The sequence below is a fragment of the Anaerococcus provencensis genome (genome assembly GCF_000312365.2).
GTDB lineage: Bacteria > Bacillota > Clostridia > Tissierellales > Peptoniphilaceae > Anaerococcus > Anaerococcus provencensis.
The window spans coordinates 658101-677668 of sequence record NZ_HG003686.1; the positions used below are offsets into that span (position 1 = coordinate 658101).

The 19568-nt window shown below is 32.6% G+C and carries 20 protein-coding genes; all 20 read left to right on the forward strand.

Annotated features, from left to right (window positions below; translation table 11 throughout):
* Positions 1-7: 7 nt before the first annotated feature.
* Positions 8-460 carry an arginine repressor gene (locus BN38_RS05850; protein ID WP_044566032.1) on the forward strand — a complete coding sequence of 151 codons (453 nt, stop codon included), beginning with the start codon at positions 8-10 and terminating at the stop codon, positions 458-460.
* On the forward strand, positions 460-2160 hold the full coding sequence (recN, locus tag BN38_RS05855) for a DNA repair protein RecN (RefSeq protein ID WP_044566033.1): 1701 nt from the start codon (positions 460-462) through the stop codon (positions 2158-2160). The genes BN38_RS05850 and recN overlap by 1 nt, the downstream gene beginning before the upstream one ends.
* Complete coding sequence (locus BN38_RS05860) at positions 2147-2692, forward strand: NUDIX hydrolase (protein WP_044566034.1); 546 nt, start codon at positions 2147-2149, stop codon at positions 2690-2692. The genes recN and BN38_RS05860 overlap by 14 nt, the downstream gene beginning before the upstream one ends.
* Positions 2689-3381, forward strand: a complete 693-nt coding sequence (locus BN38_RS05865) for a segregation and condensation protein A (protein WP_044566035.1) — start codon at positions 2689-2691, stop codon at positions 3379-3381. Before BN38_RS05860 ends, BN38_RS05865 begins: the two co-directional genes overlap by 4 nt.
* A gap of 5 nt (positions 3382-3386) precedes the next feature.
* Positions 3387-3923, forward strand: a complete 537-nt coding sequence (gene scpB, locus BN38_RS05870) for an SMC-Scp complex subunit ScpB (protein ID WP_044566036.1) — start codon at positions 3387-3389, stop codon at positions 3921-3923.
* Positions 3910-4605 carry a pseudouridine synthase gene (locus BN38_RS05875; protein WP_044566037.1) on the forward strand — a complete coding sequence of 232 codons (696 nt, stop codon included), beginning with the start codon at positions 3910-3912 and terminating at the stop codon, positions 4603-4605. Before scpB ends, BN38_RS05875 begins: the two co-directional genes overlap by 14 nt.
* 39 nt (positions 4606-4644) lie before the next feature.
* On the forward strand, positions 4645-5859 hold the full coding sequence (locus BN38_RS05880; protein WP_044566038.1) for a BaiN/RdsA family NAD(P)/FAD-dependent oxidoreductase: 1215 nt from the start codon (positions 4645-4647) through the stop codon (positions 5857-5859).
* Positions 5856-6509 (forward strand): (d)CMP kinase, encoded by a 654-nt coding sequence (cmk, locus tag BN38_RS05885; RefSeq protein ID WP_044566039.1) that lies wholly within the window; start codon positions 5856-5858, stop codon positions 6507-6509. Before BN38_RS05880 ends, cmk begins: the two co-directional genes overlap by 4 nt.
* Positions 6499-7110, forward strand: coding sequence for a lysophospholipid acyltransferase family protein (locus tag BN38_RS05890; RefSeq protein WP_044566040.1), 612 nt, complete (start codon positions 6499-6501; stop codon positions 7108-7110). Before cmk ends, BN38_RS05890 begins: the two co-directional genes overlap by 11 nt.
* The gene (locus BN38_RS05895) at positions 7091-9310 is read left to right on the forward strand and encodes a bifunctional 4-hydroxy-3-methylbut-2-enyl diphosphate reductase/30S ribosomal protein S1 (RefSeq protein ID WP_084593762.1); all 2220 of its coding nucleotides are present in this window, start codon (positions 7091-7093) and stop codon (positions 9308-9310) included. The genes BN38_RS05890 and BN38_RS05895 overlap by 20 nt, the downstream gene beginning before the upstream one ends.
* A 68-nt stretch (positions 9311-9378) precedes the next feature.
* Positions 9379-10728, forward strand: a complete 1350-nt coding sequence (gene miaB, locus BN38_RS05900; protein ID WP_044566041.1) for a tRNA (N6-isopentenyl adenosine(37)-C2)-methylthiotransferase MiaB — start codon at positions 9379-9381, stop codon at positions 10726-10728.
* 95 nt (positions 10729-10823) lie between these two features.
* Positions 10824-11798, forward strand: coding sequence for a V0D/AC39 family V-type ATPase subunit (locus BN38_RS05905; protein WP_044566042.1), 975 nt, complete (start codon positions 10824-10826; stop codon positions 11796-11798).
* Between the two features lie 2 nt (positions 11799-11800).
* The gene (locus BN38_RS05910; RefSeq protein ID WP_044566043.1) at positions 11801-12685 is read left to right on the forward strand and encodes a V-type ATP synthase subunit I domain-containing protein; all 885 of its coding nucleotides are present in this window, start codon (positions 11801-11803) and stop codon (positions 12683-12685) included.
* A gap of 5 nt (positions 12686-12690) precedes the next feature.
* On the forward strand, positions 12691-14514 hold the full coding sequence (locus tag BN38_RS05915) for a V-type ATP synthase subunit I (RefSeq protein WP_230197734.1): 1824 nt from the start codon (positions 12691-12693) through the stop codon (positions 14512-14514).
* A 26-nt stretch (positions 14515-14540) separates the two neighbouring features.
* The gene (locus BN38_RS05920; protein WP_044566044.1) at positions 14541-14975 is read left to right on the forward strand and encodes an ATP synthase subunit C; all 435 of its coding nucleotides are present in this window, start codon (positions 14541-14543) and stop codon (positions 14973-14975) included.
* 1 nt (position 14976) lies between these two features.
* A complete protein-coding gene (locus BN38_RS05925; protein WP_044566045.1) occupies positions 14977-15216 on the forward strand; it encodes a V-type ATP synthase subunit F in 240 nt (79 codons plus the stop codon).
* Positions 15217-15227: 11 nt separating this feature from the next.
* Positions 15228-15833 carry a V-type ATP synthase subunit E gene (locus tag BN38_RS05930; protein WP_044566046.1) on the forward strand — a complete coding sequence of 202 codons (606 nt, stop codon included), beginning with the start codon at positions 15228-15230 and terminating at the stop codon, positions 15831-15833.
* Positions 15817-17571, forward strand: a complete 1755-nt coding sequence (locus tag BN38_RS05935) for a V-type ATP synthase subunit A (RefSeq protein WP_044566047.1) — start codon at positions 15817-15819, stop codon at positions 17569-17571. Before BN38_RS05930 ends, BN38_RS05935 begins: the two co-directional genes overlap by 17 nt.
* Complete coding sequence (locus BN38_RS05940) at positions 17564-18928, forward strand: V-type ATP synthase subunit B (RefSeq protein ID WP_044566048.1); 1365 nt, start codon at positions 17564-17566, stop codon at positions 18926-18928. Before BN38_RS05935 ends, BN38_RS05940 begins: the two co-directional genes overlap by 8 nt.
* Position 18929: 1 nt before the next feature.
* The gene (locus tag BN38_RS05945; protein ID WP_044566049.1) at positions 18930-19565 is read left to right on the forward strand and encodes a V-type ATP synthase subunit D; all 636 of its coding nucleotides are present in this window, start codon (positions 18930-18932) and stop codon (positions 19563-19565) included.
* Positions 19566-19568: the final 3 nt, after the last annotated feature.

Below are 19568 nucleotides of genomic sequence, written 5' to 3' on the forward strand. Positions count from 1 at the left end.
ATTACATATGAAAAAATACACTAGACAAAGACTTATTCTTGATATTATACAAAATAATGAGGTCAAAACACAATCACAATTATCGGATATGCTAAAAGACCATGGAGTTGATGCCACTCAGGCGACAATTTCAAGAGATATAAAGGAACTTAGGATATCCAAAGTTCAAACTGACGATTATGAGTACAAATATACAGTAGTAGATACTGTATACGATACCTTAAATGAGAGAATGGAAAAAATTTTCAAGGAATCAGTACTTTCAGTTGAAAAATCAGCTCAATTATGTGTCATAAAAACTATATCATATTGTGCTACAGTATGTGGCCAGTATATTACAAATTCTAAGCTTGAAAATGTAGCTGGTATGGTTACAGGAATTGATACTATATTTATAACGCCAAAAGATTTCGATCGCTTGGATGAATTAATAGAAGATTTGAGGGACATGGTTAGATAATGTTAGCTGAGCTTTTTATAGATAATTTTGTAATTATAAAAAGAAATCACATATTTTTTGAAGATGGCTTTAATGTACTAACTGGAGAGACCGGATCTGGTAAATCCCTCATACTTGAAGCCATCAATTTGTTATTGGGAAAAAAGGCTAACAAGGATATTGTTGGTCGTTTTGCTGACTCAACAACTATTGAAGGTATTTTTATAGTTGATGAAGAAACTAAGAAAATACTAGAAAATAATACTGTTTTATTTGATGAAAATGACAACAAACTTATTGTAAATAGGACCATTACTCCAAAATCTTCCACTCTTAGGATTAACGGCAGAGTGGCAAATTTAACCATTCTAAGAGAAATCTCACCTATTCTAATCGATATATATAACCAGGGTGATTCAAATGCCTTTATGAACAAGGCAAATTATATCTATCTCATAGATAACTACTCTAATGACAAAGAAACTTCCGATTTAAGAAAAATGATTAAGGCTTTAAATAATCAAAAAAATGATTATTTAGTAAAATTTGCAAATCTAGATCTAACTGACGAGGAAATCCAAAGAGAGCGAGATTTGATTAAGTATCAAATTGAAGAAATTGAGGCTATTGATCTTTTTTCTATAAATGAAGAAGAAATCGATGAAGAGTATAAGAAATTAAACAACATAAACGATTTAAGAACTGCCATCGGAGCGGCTAAATCTATACTTGATTCTACTGATTATGACCAACAATCTCTTACAAGCATGCTAGGAGCTTCTCTTTCTGAGCTATCAAATTTCACTAATATTGACAAGAAAATTAGTGATTTTTATGATAGACTTTCTGCCATAAATGATGAAATTAATGACCTATATTCTGATATGGATCTCTACGAAGAAAGCCTAATAGGTGATCCAGAAAGAGAAAAAGAGCTTGAAGAGTTGATGCAAATATTGTTTAATCTAAAGCGTAAATACGGGCAAAGTATAGAAGAGATAATAAAGTATTATGATGAAATCTCAAGTAGACTAAAAGAACTAGATGAGATAGAAAGCCTGCGCTTAAGTAAAGACCAAAAAATAGAAGAAATAGACCAGAAACTTGACAAATATGCAAGTGAACTACATGAAATTCGTCTTAAAAAAAGCAAGGTCTTAGAAAAATCAATTAATACTTCTATTAGAGAGCTAAATATCAAAAATGGACTTTTTAAGATAGAATTTTCAAAAAAAGACCATATTGATATGACAGGTTATGATGATGTAGATTTCCTAATCAGAACAAACAAGGGAGAGAAGCTAAAATCACTTTCTGCCACAGCTTCTGGTGGTGAAATATCAAGGATTATGCTTGCTTTTAAGGAAATATTTGCAGACTTTGATAATGTCGATACAATGATATTTGATGAGATAGATACTGGAATTTCTGGTAGGACAGCCCAGGTGGTAGGAGAGAAAATCCTAGATCTATCAAAGAAAAGACAGGTAATATCTATCAGCCACTTGCCACAAATAGCGGCTTTGGCACAAAATCACATTTTGATTACAAAAAATGATGAAGGTGATTTTACAATATCAAAAACGGAAAAAATTGAAGACGAAAAGAGAGTAGAAGAAATCTCAAGATTAATAGGCGGAGTAAATATTACTGATATTACCTTACATTCGGCAAGAGAAATGCTAACAATGGCAGAGGAGTTAAGAAATGACCGAAGATAAATTTTACGAAAAATCAATCAAATCAGATACCATATACGATGGTAAAATATTAAAGCTTAGAGTTGATACTGTAGAACTTCAAAACAAAAAATATTCCAAAAGAGAAATAGTTGACCACCAAAAAGGTGTTGGAATCATAGCTTATGATGGAGATGACAAACTTTGGATGGTTAGTCAATATAGGATAGCAGTGGATAAGGTAATGCTTGAAATACCTGCAGGTCTTGTAGAAAGCAATGAAGCTCCAATAGAGACAGCAAAAAGGGAACTTCAAGAAGAAATAGGCTATTACCCAGAAAAGATTGACTTCTTATTTACCATGTACGCATCTCCAGGATTTACCAATGATAAACTGTCATTTTTCGAAGCTCATGAACTTGTAGAGTCAAAATTGGACTTGGATGAAGATGAATTTTTGCATGCAGAATCTTTCCCAATAGATGACCTATATGAGATGGTTTTAAATGGTGAAATCACTGATGCCAAGACAATTATTGCAGTACTTCATGCAGTAAATCACAGAAACAAATGAATTTAAATGTTGAATTTGAGGGCTTTGAAGGCCCTTTTGATTTGCTATTAAAATTAATAGAAAAAGAAAAGATAGATATATATGATATCAACTTAGGTGATATTACTAATAAATACCTTATCGAAATCGAAAAACTTGATAGGGAAATTGATGACATAAGTTCATTTATTTACATTGCTTCAGTACTTCTTAGTATAAAGTCAAACAAACTCTTGCCAAAAGATGACGAAGAAGATCTGGAAGAAGATTTTATATCTTATTTAATAGAATACAAAAAGATAAAATCTGTTCAGAACGACTTAAAATACTTGGAAGAAGAAGCTTCCAAAATTCACTCCAAATACCAGGAAGACTTATCTCAGTTTGAAACTTCTGATCAAATAATAGCAAAGGATGTAAGGATACTTGCCAAACAATTTGAAAAGTTGTTAAATAAGCTAAATGAAGAGCCTAAGACCAATAAGAAAGTTGAAATAGTTAGCTTGCCAGATATCAATGATTATATAGGCAACTATAGGAAGGCTTTGGAAATACGAGGAGACTTAAGACTTGATTTGATAATAAATAATATTCACTCTAAGGCAGAGTGCATAGCAAGTTTTTTGGCTCTATTAGAACTTTTTAAGTTAAAAGAAATATTTTTATTTCAAAAAGATGGAAACAAATTTCACATTAAAAAGAGAATGTAGGACATATGGAAAATGATTATCTAAAAGGCTTAATAGAAGAAATTTTATATGTGTGGGGCCAGCCCATTGATATTGATGATTTAAGCAAGATTATTAAAGATAGTGATAAAAATCAAATAAAAATAGCCTTAGAAGAAATGATTGATCAGAGGAATTCTAAGGATAGTGGACTTATAATCAAAGAATTTGACACCTCTTACCAATTTGTAACAAGGGCCAAGCATGACAAGTATTTTGAATCTTTAGTAAAGCAAAGCCCCAAGAAACTCACTTCATCAGCCCTAGAAACCCTATCAATTGTTGCCTACAAACAGCCAATCACAAGGGCAGAGGTAGATAAGATTAGGGGGGTAAGTTCACAAACAACCATAGACAATCTTCTTGATAGGGGACTGATTAGAGAAAATGGTAGGCTTGATAAAATTGGCAAACCAATTATATATGCAACTACAAACTTATTTTTGCAATATTTTGATATAAAAGATTTGTCAGAATTGCCAGAGATAAAGGATACAAGTGAGGATATATATGAGGATAAATAAATTTATCGCCAAGTCTGGGTTTAGTTCACGTAGGAAAGCAGATGAATTGATTAAAGCAGGCAAAGTTAAGGTCAATGGAAAAGTCTTAACTGAGCTTGGTTATGATATAGGAGATTCTGATCTGGTTTCTATTGGCGGAGAAATATTAAAAGTAGAAGAATACGTCTACTATAAACTAAACAAACCAGTTGGCTACATTACTAGCAACTTTGATCCCCACAATGACAAAGATTTGAATAATTTAATAGATATTGACCAAAGATTTTTTGCTGCAGGTAGGCTTGATAAGGATAGCCACGGACTTTTAATAATTACCAACGATGGTGATTTTACTAATTCTCTTACTCATCCATCATCTGGAATTAGCAAAGAATATGTGGTAAAAGTTGATAGACTTTTAGATAAAGATCAAATTCAAAAGTTTAAAACAGGCCTTGATATAGGCAACAATGAGTTTACTTCTGAAGCTTTGATAAAATATATTGGAGCAAATACTTATAGGGTCCAGATAAGACAAGGGTACAATCGCCAAATTAGGAGAATGTTTGATGTACTAGGTTCTAATGTTGTTGACCTTAAAAGAGAGAAAATTGGCGCCATTTACCTTGATGATTTGAAAGAAGGTCAGTATAGGAGATTTGACCAAAAAGAAATGGATTTTGTTAGATTGATTAAGGAATAGTTATCTATTTATTTTTTTATGGTAGAATTTTTATAGTATATGAAAAAAATCGGAATTATCGGAGCTGGAGCAAGCGGACTCTATGCTGCCGTAAACTTAAAAAATGAAAATAACGAAGTTACCATATTAGAGAAAAATTCTGAAATAGGCAAGAAGATTCTTATGACAGGCAATGGTAGGTGCAATATTACTAATGGCAAATACTATGATGGATTTTTGGACAATATTGTTACTAACAAAAAGTTTATATACTCTGCCTTTAATCTTTGCGATAATTATGCTAGTATTGAATTTTTTGAAAATAATGGCCTAGAACTAGTGAGAGAAGACGATGACAGGATTTTTCCTAAGTCACAAAAAGCCAAAGATGTTATTAGCTTTTTTGAAAAGTTGATAGTAGAGAAAAACATCAAGCTTGTTACAAATGCTGAGGTCCTAAAAATCAAAAAGAATGACAAATTTCTAGTATCTACAGCAATAAAAGATTATCAATTCGACTATCTAATCATTGCAACAGGCGGACTTTCATATTCCAATACTGGCTCGACTGGTGATGGATATAATTTTGCCAGAGACTTTGGCCATAGTATAACAAAATTAAGGCCGTCCTTAGTTCCTATATTTTTTAAGGATAAGGATTTGAAAACCATAAAAGCCCTATCCTTCGACAGTATAGGGATAAAGCTTATAGGTGATAGGGCATCTATAGCAGATGTTGGACCAGTTCTAATAACAAAAGACTTTATAACAGGTCCAAGTGTTTTGAAAATTTCATCTATGGCTATCAATGAAAATATCAAAGAGTTAGAACTTGACTTTGTAGGCAAGGATTTTGATGAGATGGATACGGAAATTTTAGAATTGTTAAATGAAAATCCAAAGAAAGATGTGGTAAATATTCTTAAAGAATATATAGCTGAAGCACTGTGTCCTATTATCTTAAGTAGGTCAAGGGTGGCTTTGTCTAAGAAAGCATCAGAGCTTACAAGAAAAGAGCGTCATAGTATAATAGAAAATATTATAAATTTTAAATTAACCTTTGATAGATTTGGTGGATTTAATACTGCTGTTATTACAAAGGGTGGAGTAGATGTGGATGAAATAAATCCCAAAACTATGGAATCAAAAAAAGTTTCCGGCCTATATTTTATAGGTGAGATTCTTGATATAGACGGACTAACAGGTGGATATAACTTACAGCTTGCTTTCACTAGTGCCTATGCAGCAGCTAATGCTATAAAGGAGAAATTATGACATATATTATTGCAATAGATGGACCAAGTGGTTCGGGCAAATCAACAATATCAAATGAATTAGCAGAGATTTTAAAAATACAATATTTAAATACAGGAGCTATGTATAGGGCCGTTACTCATTTTTTCTTAGAAAATAATGCAAATGAAGATACAAGTGATGAGCAAATACTTACAATGCTTGATAAGATAAAAATAAATTTTATAGACAACGAGATTTATTTAAATGACAAAAATATTGAAAAAGATATTAGGACTGACCAAGTTACTAAAAATGTATCTTGGGTTTCAGCAAATGCTCTAGTAAGAGAAAAGCTAGTATCAATGCAAAGAGACATAGCCAATGAAAAATCTTTTGTTTTAGATGGAAGGGACATTGGCACAGTTGTATTTCCTGATGCAAAATATAAATTCTATCTGACAGCCTCAAGCAAAGAAAGGGCTAGGAGGAGATTTTTGCAAAATGAGTCAGATTTAACCATCGAAGAAATAGAGAAATCTATAATAGATAGGGACCTTTACGATTCATCAAGGGAAAACTCGCCTCTTAGAAAGGCAGACGATGCAATTGAGATTGATAGCTCTAATCAAAGCATAGACCAAACTATAGATGCTATTTTAAGCCATATGGATAAAGAAGATGTTTTATAAAGTTTCAAGGGCTATCTTGATATTCTTTATAAAGCCTATTATGAGAATACATGTGAATGGACTTGAAAATTTGCCGGAAAATAATGACTATATCTTATGTGCCAATCATAAGTCCAATTGGGATCCGATATTTTTGGCTATTTCTATTCCAAATCAAATACACTTTGTGGCCAAAAAGGAAATCACTACTTGGCCAATTGTAGGTTGGATAGTAAAAAAACTTGGAGTAATCCCAGTGGAAAGAGATGGTAGAGACTTGGCAAGTCTTAAACATTGTATTAAATTGCTTAAAGAAGACAAGACTATAGGGATTATGCCAGAAGGAACAAGAACTAAGAATATTGATAGGGCCAATATGAAAGATGGGGTTAGCTTTATGGCTTTAAAAGCAAAAGTTGATATCATTCCTGTTGAGATTATTTCAACCTTTAAGCCATTTAGAAAAACTTTTGTAAATATTCACGAGCCTGTAAGACTTGATAAGTATTTGGATATGAAAACAAAAATAGCCATGGAAGAGATGACAGATGAAGTTTTTACAAAGATTTATACTAGTAAATTGGGAGAAATAGAAGGTAGAAATGCAAATAATTATAGCTGATAATTCTGGATTTTGCTTTGGTGTAAAAAGATCGGTAGATTTGGCCCACCAAGCCCTAGAAAGCACGAAAGAAAAGTATACAGTAGGACCATTAATCCATAATCCACAACTTGTAGGAAAACTGGAAGAAGAAGGACTAAAGGTAATTACAAAAGAAGAAGCCCTAAATATCAAGGATTCTTTGATACTTATAAGAGCTCATGGAGAAAGTGCAGATTTCAAAAAAGCCCTAGTGGAAAATGGCAATGAAATCTTAGATGCAACTTGTCCAGTTCTTACAAATATATATAAAAAAATAATGGAAAAAGAAGAAGAAGGATACCAGGTAATTATCATCGGAGATAGGAATCATCCAGAGATAAAAGCTATGGACTCTTATTTAAAAGATGGTATAATAATAACGAATGAGACTGAAGCAAAAAATATTAGATGTAAGAAGCCAATCTATGTAGTAAGTCAAACTACAAATAGGTCGGATTTTTACTACAATGTTGCGAACATCTTAAAAGATAATAATGATAGTGTAGTAATAGATAACACAATTTGTAATGCTACAAAACTAAGGCAAGATTCAGCAAAAGACCTTGCTAAGGATGTAGATTGTATGATTGTAGTTGGTGGTTTTAATAGTTCTAATACAAATAAGCTATATGACGTGGCAAGTTTGTATAATAATAATGTTTTTAGGATTGAAACTGTTAAAGATCTACCTTTGCAAAAGCTCTCAGAATTTAAAAAAATTGGAATAATCGCGGGTGCGTCCACACCTGATGAGATTATTGAGGAGGTAGTAAGTAAAATGGATGAATTTACAAAAGAAGATTTTATGAATAGTCTTGAAGATAGTATGAAAAAAATCTATCCAAAAGATATTGTAACAGGAACAGTTATCGATGTTAAAGAAGATGAGGTTTTTGTTGACATTCAATACCGTGCAGATGGTATCATAAAACTTGATGAAATGACAGAAGAAGAAAGAGAAAATCCTAAAGAACATTTTGAAGTAGGATCAGAACTTGATGTTTATGTTATTAAACTTGATGATGGTGAAGGAAACGTATCATTATCAACAAGAAGAGTTCTAGGAATGAAGAGCTGGAAAGAACTATTAGAAAAATATGAAAACGATGAAATAGTTGAAGGCCATGTAACAGGATTTAACAAAGGTGGTTTAACTGCTGAAGTTAACGGAATCCAAGGATTCATTCCTGCAAGCCAAGTTGCAACATATTTTGTTAAAAACTTCAAAAAATTCGTTGGTGAAACATGGGATTTAAAGATTGTTTCTATTGACGAAAGAAAAAATAGATTAGTTTTATCTCGTAAAGACGTTCTTGAAGGAGAACTTGAGGAAAGATGGGAAGAACTTGAAGAAGGTCAAGTTGTAGAAGGTGAAGTTGCTAGACTTACAGACTTCGGTGCTTTCGTTGAAGTAAATGGACTTGACGGATTACTTCACGTTTCTGACATTGCTTGGAGCAGAGTTGAAGTTCCATCTGATGTACTTAATGTTGGAGATAAAATCGAAGTTAAAATCTTAAAACTAAACAAAGAAAAGAACAGAATTTCTCTTGGACGCAAACAATTACTTGACAAACCATTTGATTCCTTTGTAAACAGCCACGAAGTTGGCGATGTAGTAAAAGGTAAAGTTGTTAACCTACTTGACTTTGGCGCATTTGTAGAAGTAGCTGACGGAGTTGAAGGTTTAGTTCACGTATCAGAGATTTCTTGGGATCACGTTGAAAAACCATCTGATGAACTTAATGTTGGTGATGAAATCGAAGTTAAGATTATATCAATTGACAAAGAAGAAGAAAAAGTTGGTTTATCAATCAAACAACTAGAAGAAGCTCCAGAAAGACCAGAAAGAAAACCTAGAAGAGAAAACAGAGCTAACAATAACCAAAATAGACCAAGAAGAAAAGCAGAAAGAAGTCAAAGCCAAAACTTCTCTTCAGATGCTGACCTAAACAACAACCTAGGTAATCTTCTAGAACAAGCTCTACTTGGTGCTGGTGAAACAGATCTTATCGGCGAAGAAAGCGAAGTTGATGGAGTTATAGATGATATCGAAGCTAGCGAAAATGTTGAAGAACATGAAGAAGTTAGCGAAACAGAAATCAACACAGAAGAAGCTGCTGAATCAATAGCTGAAGAAGAAGCAAGTGAAGCTGAAGCTGACGAAGAAATAGAATAAGAAAATCTATAAAAATTAAAAATAAAAGAAGGTGATTAAAGTCATCTTCTTTTTTCAATGAGGAGTAAATGGAAATTAAAGAAAAATATAAAGATTATTTTAAAGGTAAGAAATACAATATAACAACTTTTGGTTGCCAAATGAATGAGCATGATTCTGAGAGAATATCTTATATACTAGAAGATTTAGGATATACTTATACAGAAATAAGAGAAGAAGCTGACTTTATCCTATTTAACACATGTTTGGTTCGTGAGAATGCAGAACTAAAACTATATGGTCAGGTATCATCACTTAAAAAACTTAAGAAAGCTCATTCAGAAAAAATTATAGCAGTATCTGGTTGTATGATGCAAACGTCAACAGCAAGAGAGGTGATAGTAACAAAACATAGAGAAGTTGATATAGTATTTGGTACAAAAAACATCAATTCACTGGCTGGTTTGATATATAGATATCTTGAAACTGGGGAAAGGGTAGTTGATGTATCAACTGATAATGCGAAAGATGATTTTGAAAAATACAACTCTACCAACAACTTCCAAGCCTATGTAAATATAATGCGTGGCTGTGATAATTTCTGTTCATATTGCATAGTTCCAGAATCAAGGGGTAGAGAAGAATCCAGAAGGCCTTACTCAATCATAGAAGAAGTTGAATATTTAGCTGGTCAAGGTTTTAAAGAATTCACATTATTAGGACAAAATGTAAATTCATACGGCAACAAGACTAATGATGGCTTTACTTTCCCAGAACTGTTAAATAGGGTTGCAAAAATACCTGGTGTAGAAAGATTAAGATTTACATCAAGCCATCCAAAAGATTTATCAGATGAGTTAATTTATGTAATGCGAGATAATGACAACATTTGCAATTACTTCCACCTTCCTATGCAATCAGGATCAAATGAAGTACTAAAAAAAATGAACCGTCATTATACAATTGAAAAATATATTGAAAGAGCAAATAAATTAAGAGAAGAAATACCGGGCATAGCACTTTCTACTGATATTATAGTAGGATTCCCTACAGAAACAGAAGAAGATTTCCAGGCAACAATAGATGCTTGTAAAGAAATTGAATTTGATTCAGCCTTTACTTTTAAGTATAGCCCTAGACCAAAGACAGTGGCAGCAAAGATGCCTACAATAGATGAAGATATAGTTCAAGGTAGGTTCCAAAGGCTTCTAGATGAGCTATATCCAATATTCAATCAAAAGAACAAGGAATATATTGGCCGCACTGTAGAAGTTCTCATAGAGGGTGAATCAAAAAATAATCCTGAAATTCTAACAGGTAGAACTGATACCTTTAAACTAGTTCATGTTAAGGCTCCAAAAGATTTGATTGGTCAAATCGTCAAGGTCAAGATTACAGATAATACTTCATTTACCATAAGTGGTGAATTGGTTAACTAATAATCAATTAAATTATAAATGATATCAAATATTTATTATGCTTTTATAACTATTATAAAAGTGTTATTATTTATCCGTTAAAGGAGATGACTTAAATGAGAGATGTAGTAGTAAAAGCAAAAGCTAAAATGGGAAGAATTCCCGATGATGATCTTTACTTAAATCTTGCAAGCTATGGCGATTTTGATAAAAAAGTTGACATACTTTCAAAAGCTTATCCCGACATTGATTATAGTAGGGAGAAGGTTAATCTTGAAGCTAACAATTTTAAGAGGATGTTTGCAGAAATCAAAAGTATAGATTATTTTCTAACAGGTCTTGAAAGTGACTTCTTTAACCTATATTTTTCTAAATATGAGATTTTGTTTTTGCAAGAGATAATTGAATCTCTTGTAAACGACAATTTTTCTAGAAATTATCTGACTTTCAAATCAAATCCTCTATCTGAAAACTTCATTTTAGATAGCAAGATGGATTTGGAATCTTTTATAAAAGCAAATCAAAATAGTAGATACTATAGAACCCTGCTACCATTTTTAAATAAAAATATGCAGGCTGAGAACTTAATATTTCTAACAAGTAATGCTCTAATGAAGTTCTATTATAGATCCTTGTTAAAATTGTCTAAGAAATTAAAAGAGCATAAACTTATTAGAAAATTTTTGGGTGAAGAGATAAATCTACTAAATTTTGAAATGCTTTATAGGCTCAAGAACTATTATGACCTCAATGATGGTGATATTTTCAATTATCTGATTGAAGGTGGTAATAGTTTTAATGGAGAAAGATTAAAAGAACTTTCCCTATTATCAAAAGATGAGTTTTTAGAAAAGATGAGATCGGGCAAGTATAAAAAAGTCTTTGCAAATACTGATAATATTCACAAAGAGATTAGAAAATATGAACTGAAACTTTACAAAAGTGAAATAACTAAGGAAGAATCAGACATATTATATGTGATTTCTGCAATGAATATTATTTTTATTAGTGGAGAAAATATAGAAGCCCTCATGGAATTAGATGATAGTTTCAATAAAGATGAACGTTTAGAATATTTAATAGTGAGGTAACAATGGCAGTTGAAAAAATGTATCTGGTAAACATGATATCTAACTTGGATAATCTAGATAACTTCCTTGAAGATGTTATTAAGATTGGTGAAATAGAACCAGTTGATGCCTTTAACCAAGTTACAAATAGGACATTTAATATACGAGCAAGCGCTGAAAATGTCGATATTACAGAAGATATCAATAAACTATCAGGTTTTCAAAAAGAAGATGACGGCTATAATGAAAAATTAGTTGAACTTAAAAATTCACTAAATCTAGCCGATAGTCAAAGTGGGAATCTTGTAGATCCCCAACGAGTTAACGAATTCTATGATAGGTTAAAGTCATTAATAAAAGAAAAAGAAGAGTTAGAAGAAAAATCTAGGCAACTAAACATTTACAAAGAAAATGTAGACAAATTAAGAGATTATAATATTGATATAGAAAAAATCCAAAATCTCAAATTCTTTGATTATAGGTATGGTTCAGTTTCTGAAGATGGTCGCTTCATATTAAAAAACAACTATGAAAATATCCCATCTCTAATAATCCACTTGGATAATGACGTAGATAGGGCCAGCCTAAATGCTATAGAAGAAATATATGCTCTAGATGAAGCAACATATAATCTTAACGATCAAACAGAAAAAGTTCTTGCTGATGAGAGATTAAATACAAGAAATGTATCTCTTTCTCTTGACCAAGAATACAACAAAAAGACAAAAGAAGAGTCAGATAAAATATATAATGAAATAATGGACGATGCTAATAATAAAATTAATAGTATCAATGCTGACTACCAATCCAAAATAAACTTTATGGATAGTATCTACAAAGAATATAAGGGTGAGGTTATTGATAGAATAGTTGATTTCCTCATAGAAGATAAAGATTTTGAGATGTAAGTTATATGGCAAATAGATTAAATAAGCCTAGAATTATTAGTCAGGGATTGGAAGATGATTACCTATTACTTTATCCAAATAAAGTTCGAGAAGATATATCGAGAACTATTAATTCATTGGGTTTTGTAGATAAAGATTTATCATTTAAAAAAACTGACTATAATATAGCAAATGAATTAGATGTTACAAGAAGGGACCTAGAAAACATTAATCACAAAATTGATGATCTAAAAAATTCTTATAAAGATATAGTAGATAATATATCTTATAACATCAATCATCAAAAAAAGGCCGAGCATTTTGAAGAGTCTATGGCCTATGGTGAAAAATATTTCTACTTCTCAGCCCAGGTTCCTGAAAAAAAGTTAAAGGAATTAGAAGATATGGCAGACAAATATCCTGATACTAGGATAAGTAATGATAATAATTCTGATTTTAATGTTAATCCTGAAAAGGATAATAAAAAACCTTCAAATGAAGAAGATTATCTATTAATTTATCCTAAGAAGGTAAAAAAGGATGTATCTAGATCTGTAAATACTTTAGGTTTTGTCGATAAAGACCTGCCTAAAGATTTGTTGATTAAGGATATTGATGAAAAACAAAGTCAGACCCAAAAAAGACTGAATGAAATAAATAGTCAAATAGAAGAAATCAATAGAGATTACCAAGATATACTTGGAAATATTTCTTACTCTATTGAATATGAGAAAAAGTCTGACGAATTGAAGAACAATATGGCTCATGGTGATGAGTATTTCTACTTGTCCGGATGGGTGCCAGAAAGCGAACTAAATAAATTCGAAAACTTAGAAGATAAGTACAAAAATACTATTATTACAACCAAGGATGTGGATAGTCTAAATGAACAGCCTCCTACAAAGCTTAAAAACAACAAGTTTGTAAGACCTTTTGAATATATGGTCAATATGTATGGCGCTCCAAACTATGATGAGATCGACCCGACACCATTTTTTGCGATAACATATATGTTACTATACGGACTAATGTTTGGTGATCTTGGTCAAGGTTTAGTTTTCTTAGGACTTGGATTCTGGTTATCAAAGAAAAATGAAACTTTTGGGGCAATACTCAAAAGAATTGGAATATCAGCATCCATCTTTGGACTTATGTATGGATCTTTCTTTGGTAGAGAAGATTTGATTCCGACCTTACTAATAAAACCATTTGATAACATCATGACAGTTCTAATTGCATCAGTTGCATTTGGTGTAACTTTAATGGTGATTTCATATATAATTGGTATTTATAACAAAGTCCACCTCCAAAAAAATATCGAAGAAGGAATCTTTGGTAAAGAGGGACTTGCCGGACTTATGATGATGAGTTCATTTATTATAATAGTTCTTGCAATTGTAAATGTAGGTCCAGTTCCTAAAAATATTGGCCTAATATTGCTTATAATTTCAATAGTGATGATGGTATTTAAGCAACCTATAGCAAGAAAGTTAGAAGGAAATAAGAAACTATACGACCAAGCAAAGGGAGATTACTATCTTGAAGGTTCGTTTTCAGTGATAGAAGCCCTACTTTCAGTATTTTCAAATCTTGTATCATTTACAAGAGTTGGAGCCTTTGCTATAAACCACGTTGGATTGTATATGGCTTTTGAAGTTATGGCAAAACTTGTTGGTGGTGGTATCAAAGGATTTATATTATTAGTCATCGGAAATATATTTATAATTGGCCTAGAGGGTATGATTGTAGGTATCCAAGGACTAAGACTAGAATTTTACGAAATGTTTAGCAAGTATTACGAAGGAAATGGTCATTTATTTAGACCAATTAATCAAAGAAAATTTAACTAGTAGAAAAGGAAAGATAAGGAAAAATTATGATAAAAAATATTGGATTTTTAGCACTAGCTGTTGTAGTAATTACAATTTACTCAGGTTTATATTTATTAAAAAATAACGAAGATTCTTCAAAAGATAAAATAAAAAAAGCACTTAAAATCAATTTGTTCACTTTTGTTCCAGTAATGGCAATGATAGTAGTATTACTATTGCCTGCAAACTCATCAGCAGCAGCTGAAGCAGCTGGTACTGCAGCAAATAGTGCTGATGGACTAAAATACATTGGTGCAGCACTTTCAACTGGTCTTGCTACTATTGGTACAGGCTTTGCAGTAGGCAATGTAGGTTCTGCAGCACTTGGAGCAATTTCTGAAGACCAATCTATCTTAGGTCGTACAATTATCTTCGTAGGTCTAGCAGAAGGTATCGCTATCTTTGGTGTTATCATCTCAATTATGATTCTTAACGCTTAAAATGAAAGCTAGAATATTAACTGACGATCCAAGTCTTATAGTAATGTTTAGGCTTGGATCAATTGAAGGAATACAAACTTCTAACTATGACGAAGCAAAAGATAAGTTTTATGATTCAATAAAAGAAGATGACCTTGCAGTCTTGATTCTTACAAAAACTGTCGAAGGCTGGCTTACAAAAGAAGTTAAAGAGTACAGAGAAAGTGAAAGTATTCCTTTGATTGTTGTAATAGATGGTTAATTGGAGGTAATATGCTCGATTTAAATGCCAAACTCTCAACCTTTAGAAAAATGGTATGGGATGAGGAAAAAGCAAAAAGTGAAAAAGAATTATATAATTCTACACATGTAAATAGTTCACAAATTGACGAAAAGAAAGAAAATCTAGAGAAAGACTTGAAAAAAACTTTAGAATCTAGAAGATCTTTTGCACAAATTCGTGGCAATGAAAAAATTTCTAAATTAGAAGAAGAGCAAAAAACTAATTTTTATTCTCACAAAGAGTACCTTTTAAATGATATGGTAAGTGAGATTAAAAATAAGCTTAAAGAATATACAAAAACAGAAGATTACAAAAAGAGCCTAAGAGAAAATATTGAAAGAGCACTTAAAAATCTTGATGAAGATCCAGGTGACTTTACAATACTTGTAAAAGAAGCTGACAAAGATATATTATCTTATCCAAATCTTGGAATAATGGATGATAAGTACATTGGTGGTTTTATCCTAAAGGCTAATGATGGTTCTTACCAATATAATAGAACTTATTTGGCAAGAATAGAAGACAATAAGTATGAAATAGGAAGAACCTTGTATAAGCTGTTTGAAAGAGAGAGTTTTAATGAATCCAAAAATTAAAACAATAAATGGACCAGTAGTTGTTGCTAAAGATGCCAGCAGCCTTAAGATTCGTGAGATGGTATCTGTTGGAAGTCTAAAACTTATTGGTGAGGTAATATCAGTAGAAGGTGATTTTGCAACCATAGAAGTTTATGAAGATACTTCTGGTCTTAAAGCAGGAGAAGAAGTAATTTCAACAGGTAGACCCCTATCTGTAAGACTTGGACCTGGTCTTTTGAAAAATATGTTTGACGGTATAGAAAGACCTCTTGAAAAGATTCAAGATAAAAATGGAGCCTTCATACCTTCAGGTATCGGTTTTGAAAACCTAGACGAAGATAAAGATTGGGAAGTTGAAATGAAAGTAGCTGTAGGAGACCAAGTTCATGTTGGTGATATCTACGCTACAATAATGGAAACTAAGACTATTGAACACAGGCTAATGAGTAGTTTTGATGGGACAGTCAAAGCAGTGAAGCCATCAGGAACATATAAGATTGAAGATACTGTAGTAGTTTTAGATACAAATGATGGCGAAAAGGAACTAAAACTTTATCAATATTGGCCAGTCAGAAATCCAAGACCAGTTAAAAAAATTCGTCCACTAGAACTTCTATTAAATACCGGTCAAAGGGTACTTGATGTATTTTTCCCAGTTGCAAAGGGTGGAACTGTAGCTATTCCAGGAGGATTTGGTACAGGTAAAACTATGCTTCAACACCAATTTGCCCAATATGCTGATGCAGATATCATTATCTACATTGGATGTGGTGAACGTGGCAACGAGATGACCCAAGTACTTGAAGAATTCCCTGAGCTAATCGACCCAAATACAGGCTATGGACTAATGGAGCGTACAATTCTTATTGCAAACACTTCAAATATGCCAGTAGCTGCCCGTGAAGCTTCTATCTATACAGGTATTACTATTGCAGAATACTTTAGGGATATGGGCTACCACGTTGCTCTTATGGCCGATTCTACATCTAGATGGGCTGAGGCTCTTCGTGAAATATCTGGTCGTTTGGAAGAAATACCAGCAGAAGAAGGATATCCAGCATATCTAGGAAGTCGTCTTTCACAATTTTATGAAAGAGCTGGTTATTTTACAAATCTAAATGGATCCGAAGGTTCAGTTACTCTAATAGGTGCTGTTTCTCCATCTGGTGGTGACTTTTCAGAACCAGTAACAGAAAACACACGTAGGTCAGTAAATGTATTTCTTGGACTAGATAGAAAACTTGCCTATTCACGTCACTACCCAGCTATTAACTGGATGACTTCATACTCAAACTACCTAGATACTATGAGAGCCTACTATCAAGAGAACACAGGCACTGACATCATTGCTATAAGAAATGAACTAATGAATGTTCTTTTGCAAGAAGATGAAGTAAGGTCAATCCTTATGCTTGTAGGACAAGATGCCCTATCTGATAGCCAAAAAAATATCCTTGATGTTGCTGAGCTAATAAGAGTAGGATTTTTGCAACAAAATGCCTACAATGATACAGATAAGTACGTACCATTAGAAAAGCAAATAAAAATGCTTGAAGTAATCAAGAATTATTACAATTACTCACAAAATGCCATCAAAGCTGGTATCCAATACAAAAATATGTACAGTGCTGATTTGATCAATGATATTACACAGATGAAATATACAATCAAAAATGATGATCTAGACAAATTTGTCGATCTTAATAATACGATTGAATCTCACTTCCTAAATTTAAAAGGAGGAATTAATGCGTAAGGAATACACAAAAGTAAAAAGAATTGAATCCTCCATCATAGAAATAGAAAAAGTTGCTAACGTTGCCTACAATGCTGTAGTATCAGTTCATGCCCTTGGCATGGATTTTGTAGGCCAAGTCGTAAAAATAGACGATGATACTATATCTATAGAGGTTTTCGGTAATACACAAGACTTCTCTCTTGACGATATAGTAATCAAATTTGAGGAAAAACCATTAGCAATTCCACTAAATGAAAATATTTTGGGAAGAACTTTCGATGGACTAGCACGTCCTATTGATAATGGTGGGGAAGTATATGCAGAAAAAACTTACCCAGTTGAAGGGGAACCACTAAACCCAGTTGCCCGTGAGTATCCAAGAGACTTTATCCAAACAGGTATATCAGCTATAGATACTCTAACAACACTAATCCGTGGACAAAAACTTCCTATATTTTCAGGTTACGGTCTTTCCCACAACCAAATAGCAGCACAAATTGTTAGACAAGCAAAGCTAAAAACCGACGAAGACTTTGCCTTTGTATTTGCAGCTATGGGAATCAAAAAAGATGAAGCAATGTTTTTTGAAGATGCCTTCAATAAGGCTGGTGTCCGTGATAAGGTAGTAATGTACCAAAACCTTGCAGATAGCCCAATTATGGAACGTCTTATAGCTCCAAAATGTGCCCTAACTGCCGCAGAATACTTAGCCTATGAAAAGGGATACCATGTTTTGGTAATAATTACAGATATGACTTCATATTCTGAAGCCTTACGTGAGGTTTCATCAATCAGACAAGAAGTTCCATCTCGTAAGGGATATCCAGGTTACCTTTATTCTGACCTTGCAACTCTATATGAAAGAGCTGGTATGATTCGTGGAACAAAGGGATCAGTTACACTTATCCCAATACTAACCATGCCTAATGACGACATTACCCACCCAGTACCTGACCTTACAGGGTATATCACAGAGGGACAGATTGTAATTGATAGAGGTCTATTTAATAAGGGTATCTATCCACCAATTAATGTTCTTCCATCCCTATCCCGTCTGATGAAAGATGGTATTGGTGAGGGCTATACGAGAGCAGACCACGAAGACTTGATGAACCAAATATATGAATCATATTCCCATGTAGGTGAGGTTAGAAATATAGCTCAAATCGTTGGTGAAGATGACCTATCAGATATAGATAAAAAGTATTTGGAATTTGGAGATGAGTTTGAAAAAAGATTCCTATCTCAAGATCCAACTGAAAATAGAGAGCTTGACCAAAGTTTAGACTTAGGCCGGGAAATACTTAAGATATTACCAAGAACAGAACTTCACAGAGTAAGTCCAGAAAACTTGGATAAGTTTATAGGTAATTAATATGGAAATAAAATCAACAGCCCCTACCAAGGCCAATTTGATTGCAGCCAAAGACCAATTATCCTTACTAAACACAGGTCTTGATATCCTAGATAAGTCTAGAAAAGCTCTAATCGGAGCCCATGATTCAAAAATTAAACAAAGAGATGAGCTAAATGATGAGGTAAATGAAACTATAGCTAGAGTAAGCAAAAACTTTAAAAAAGCTATGGTTACCATGGGAGAGGCAAAGCTAAATGACATAGCAAGCCTTCTTCCAGTTGATAATAGTATAATCCTTAAGGAAAGTGAATTTATGCAGACAAAGGTCTATGACATAGATTTCACTCCACAAAAGTTAAGTTTATCATATTCATTTTATGAAACAAATGAAACATTTGACCAAGCTGTACTATCTTTTAATGAGCTTAAAAGCAAAATTTTAAAATTAGCAGAACTTGATACGACTATAAATAACCTTGATAGGCAGATTAAAAAAACAAGTAAAAAAGTAAATTCTCTAGAAAAGGTTCAAATACCAAAACTAGAGGATAGAATAAAGGAAATTTCATCTTTAATCGAAGAAAAAGAGAGAGAAGAATTCTCTAAGACAAAGATGGTTAAAGATAGGAAATTAAAAGAAAACACCGAAGTTTAGAAA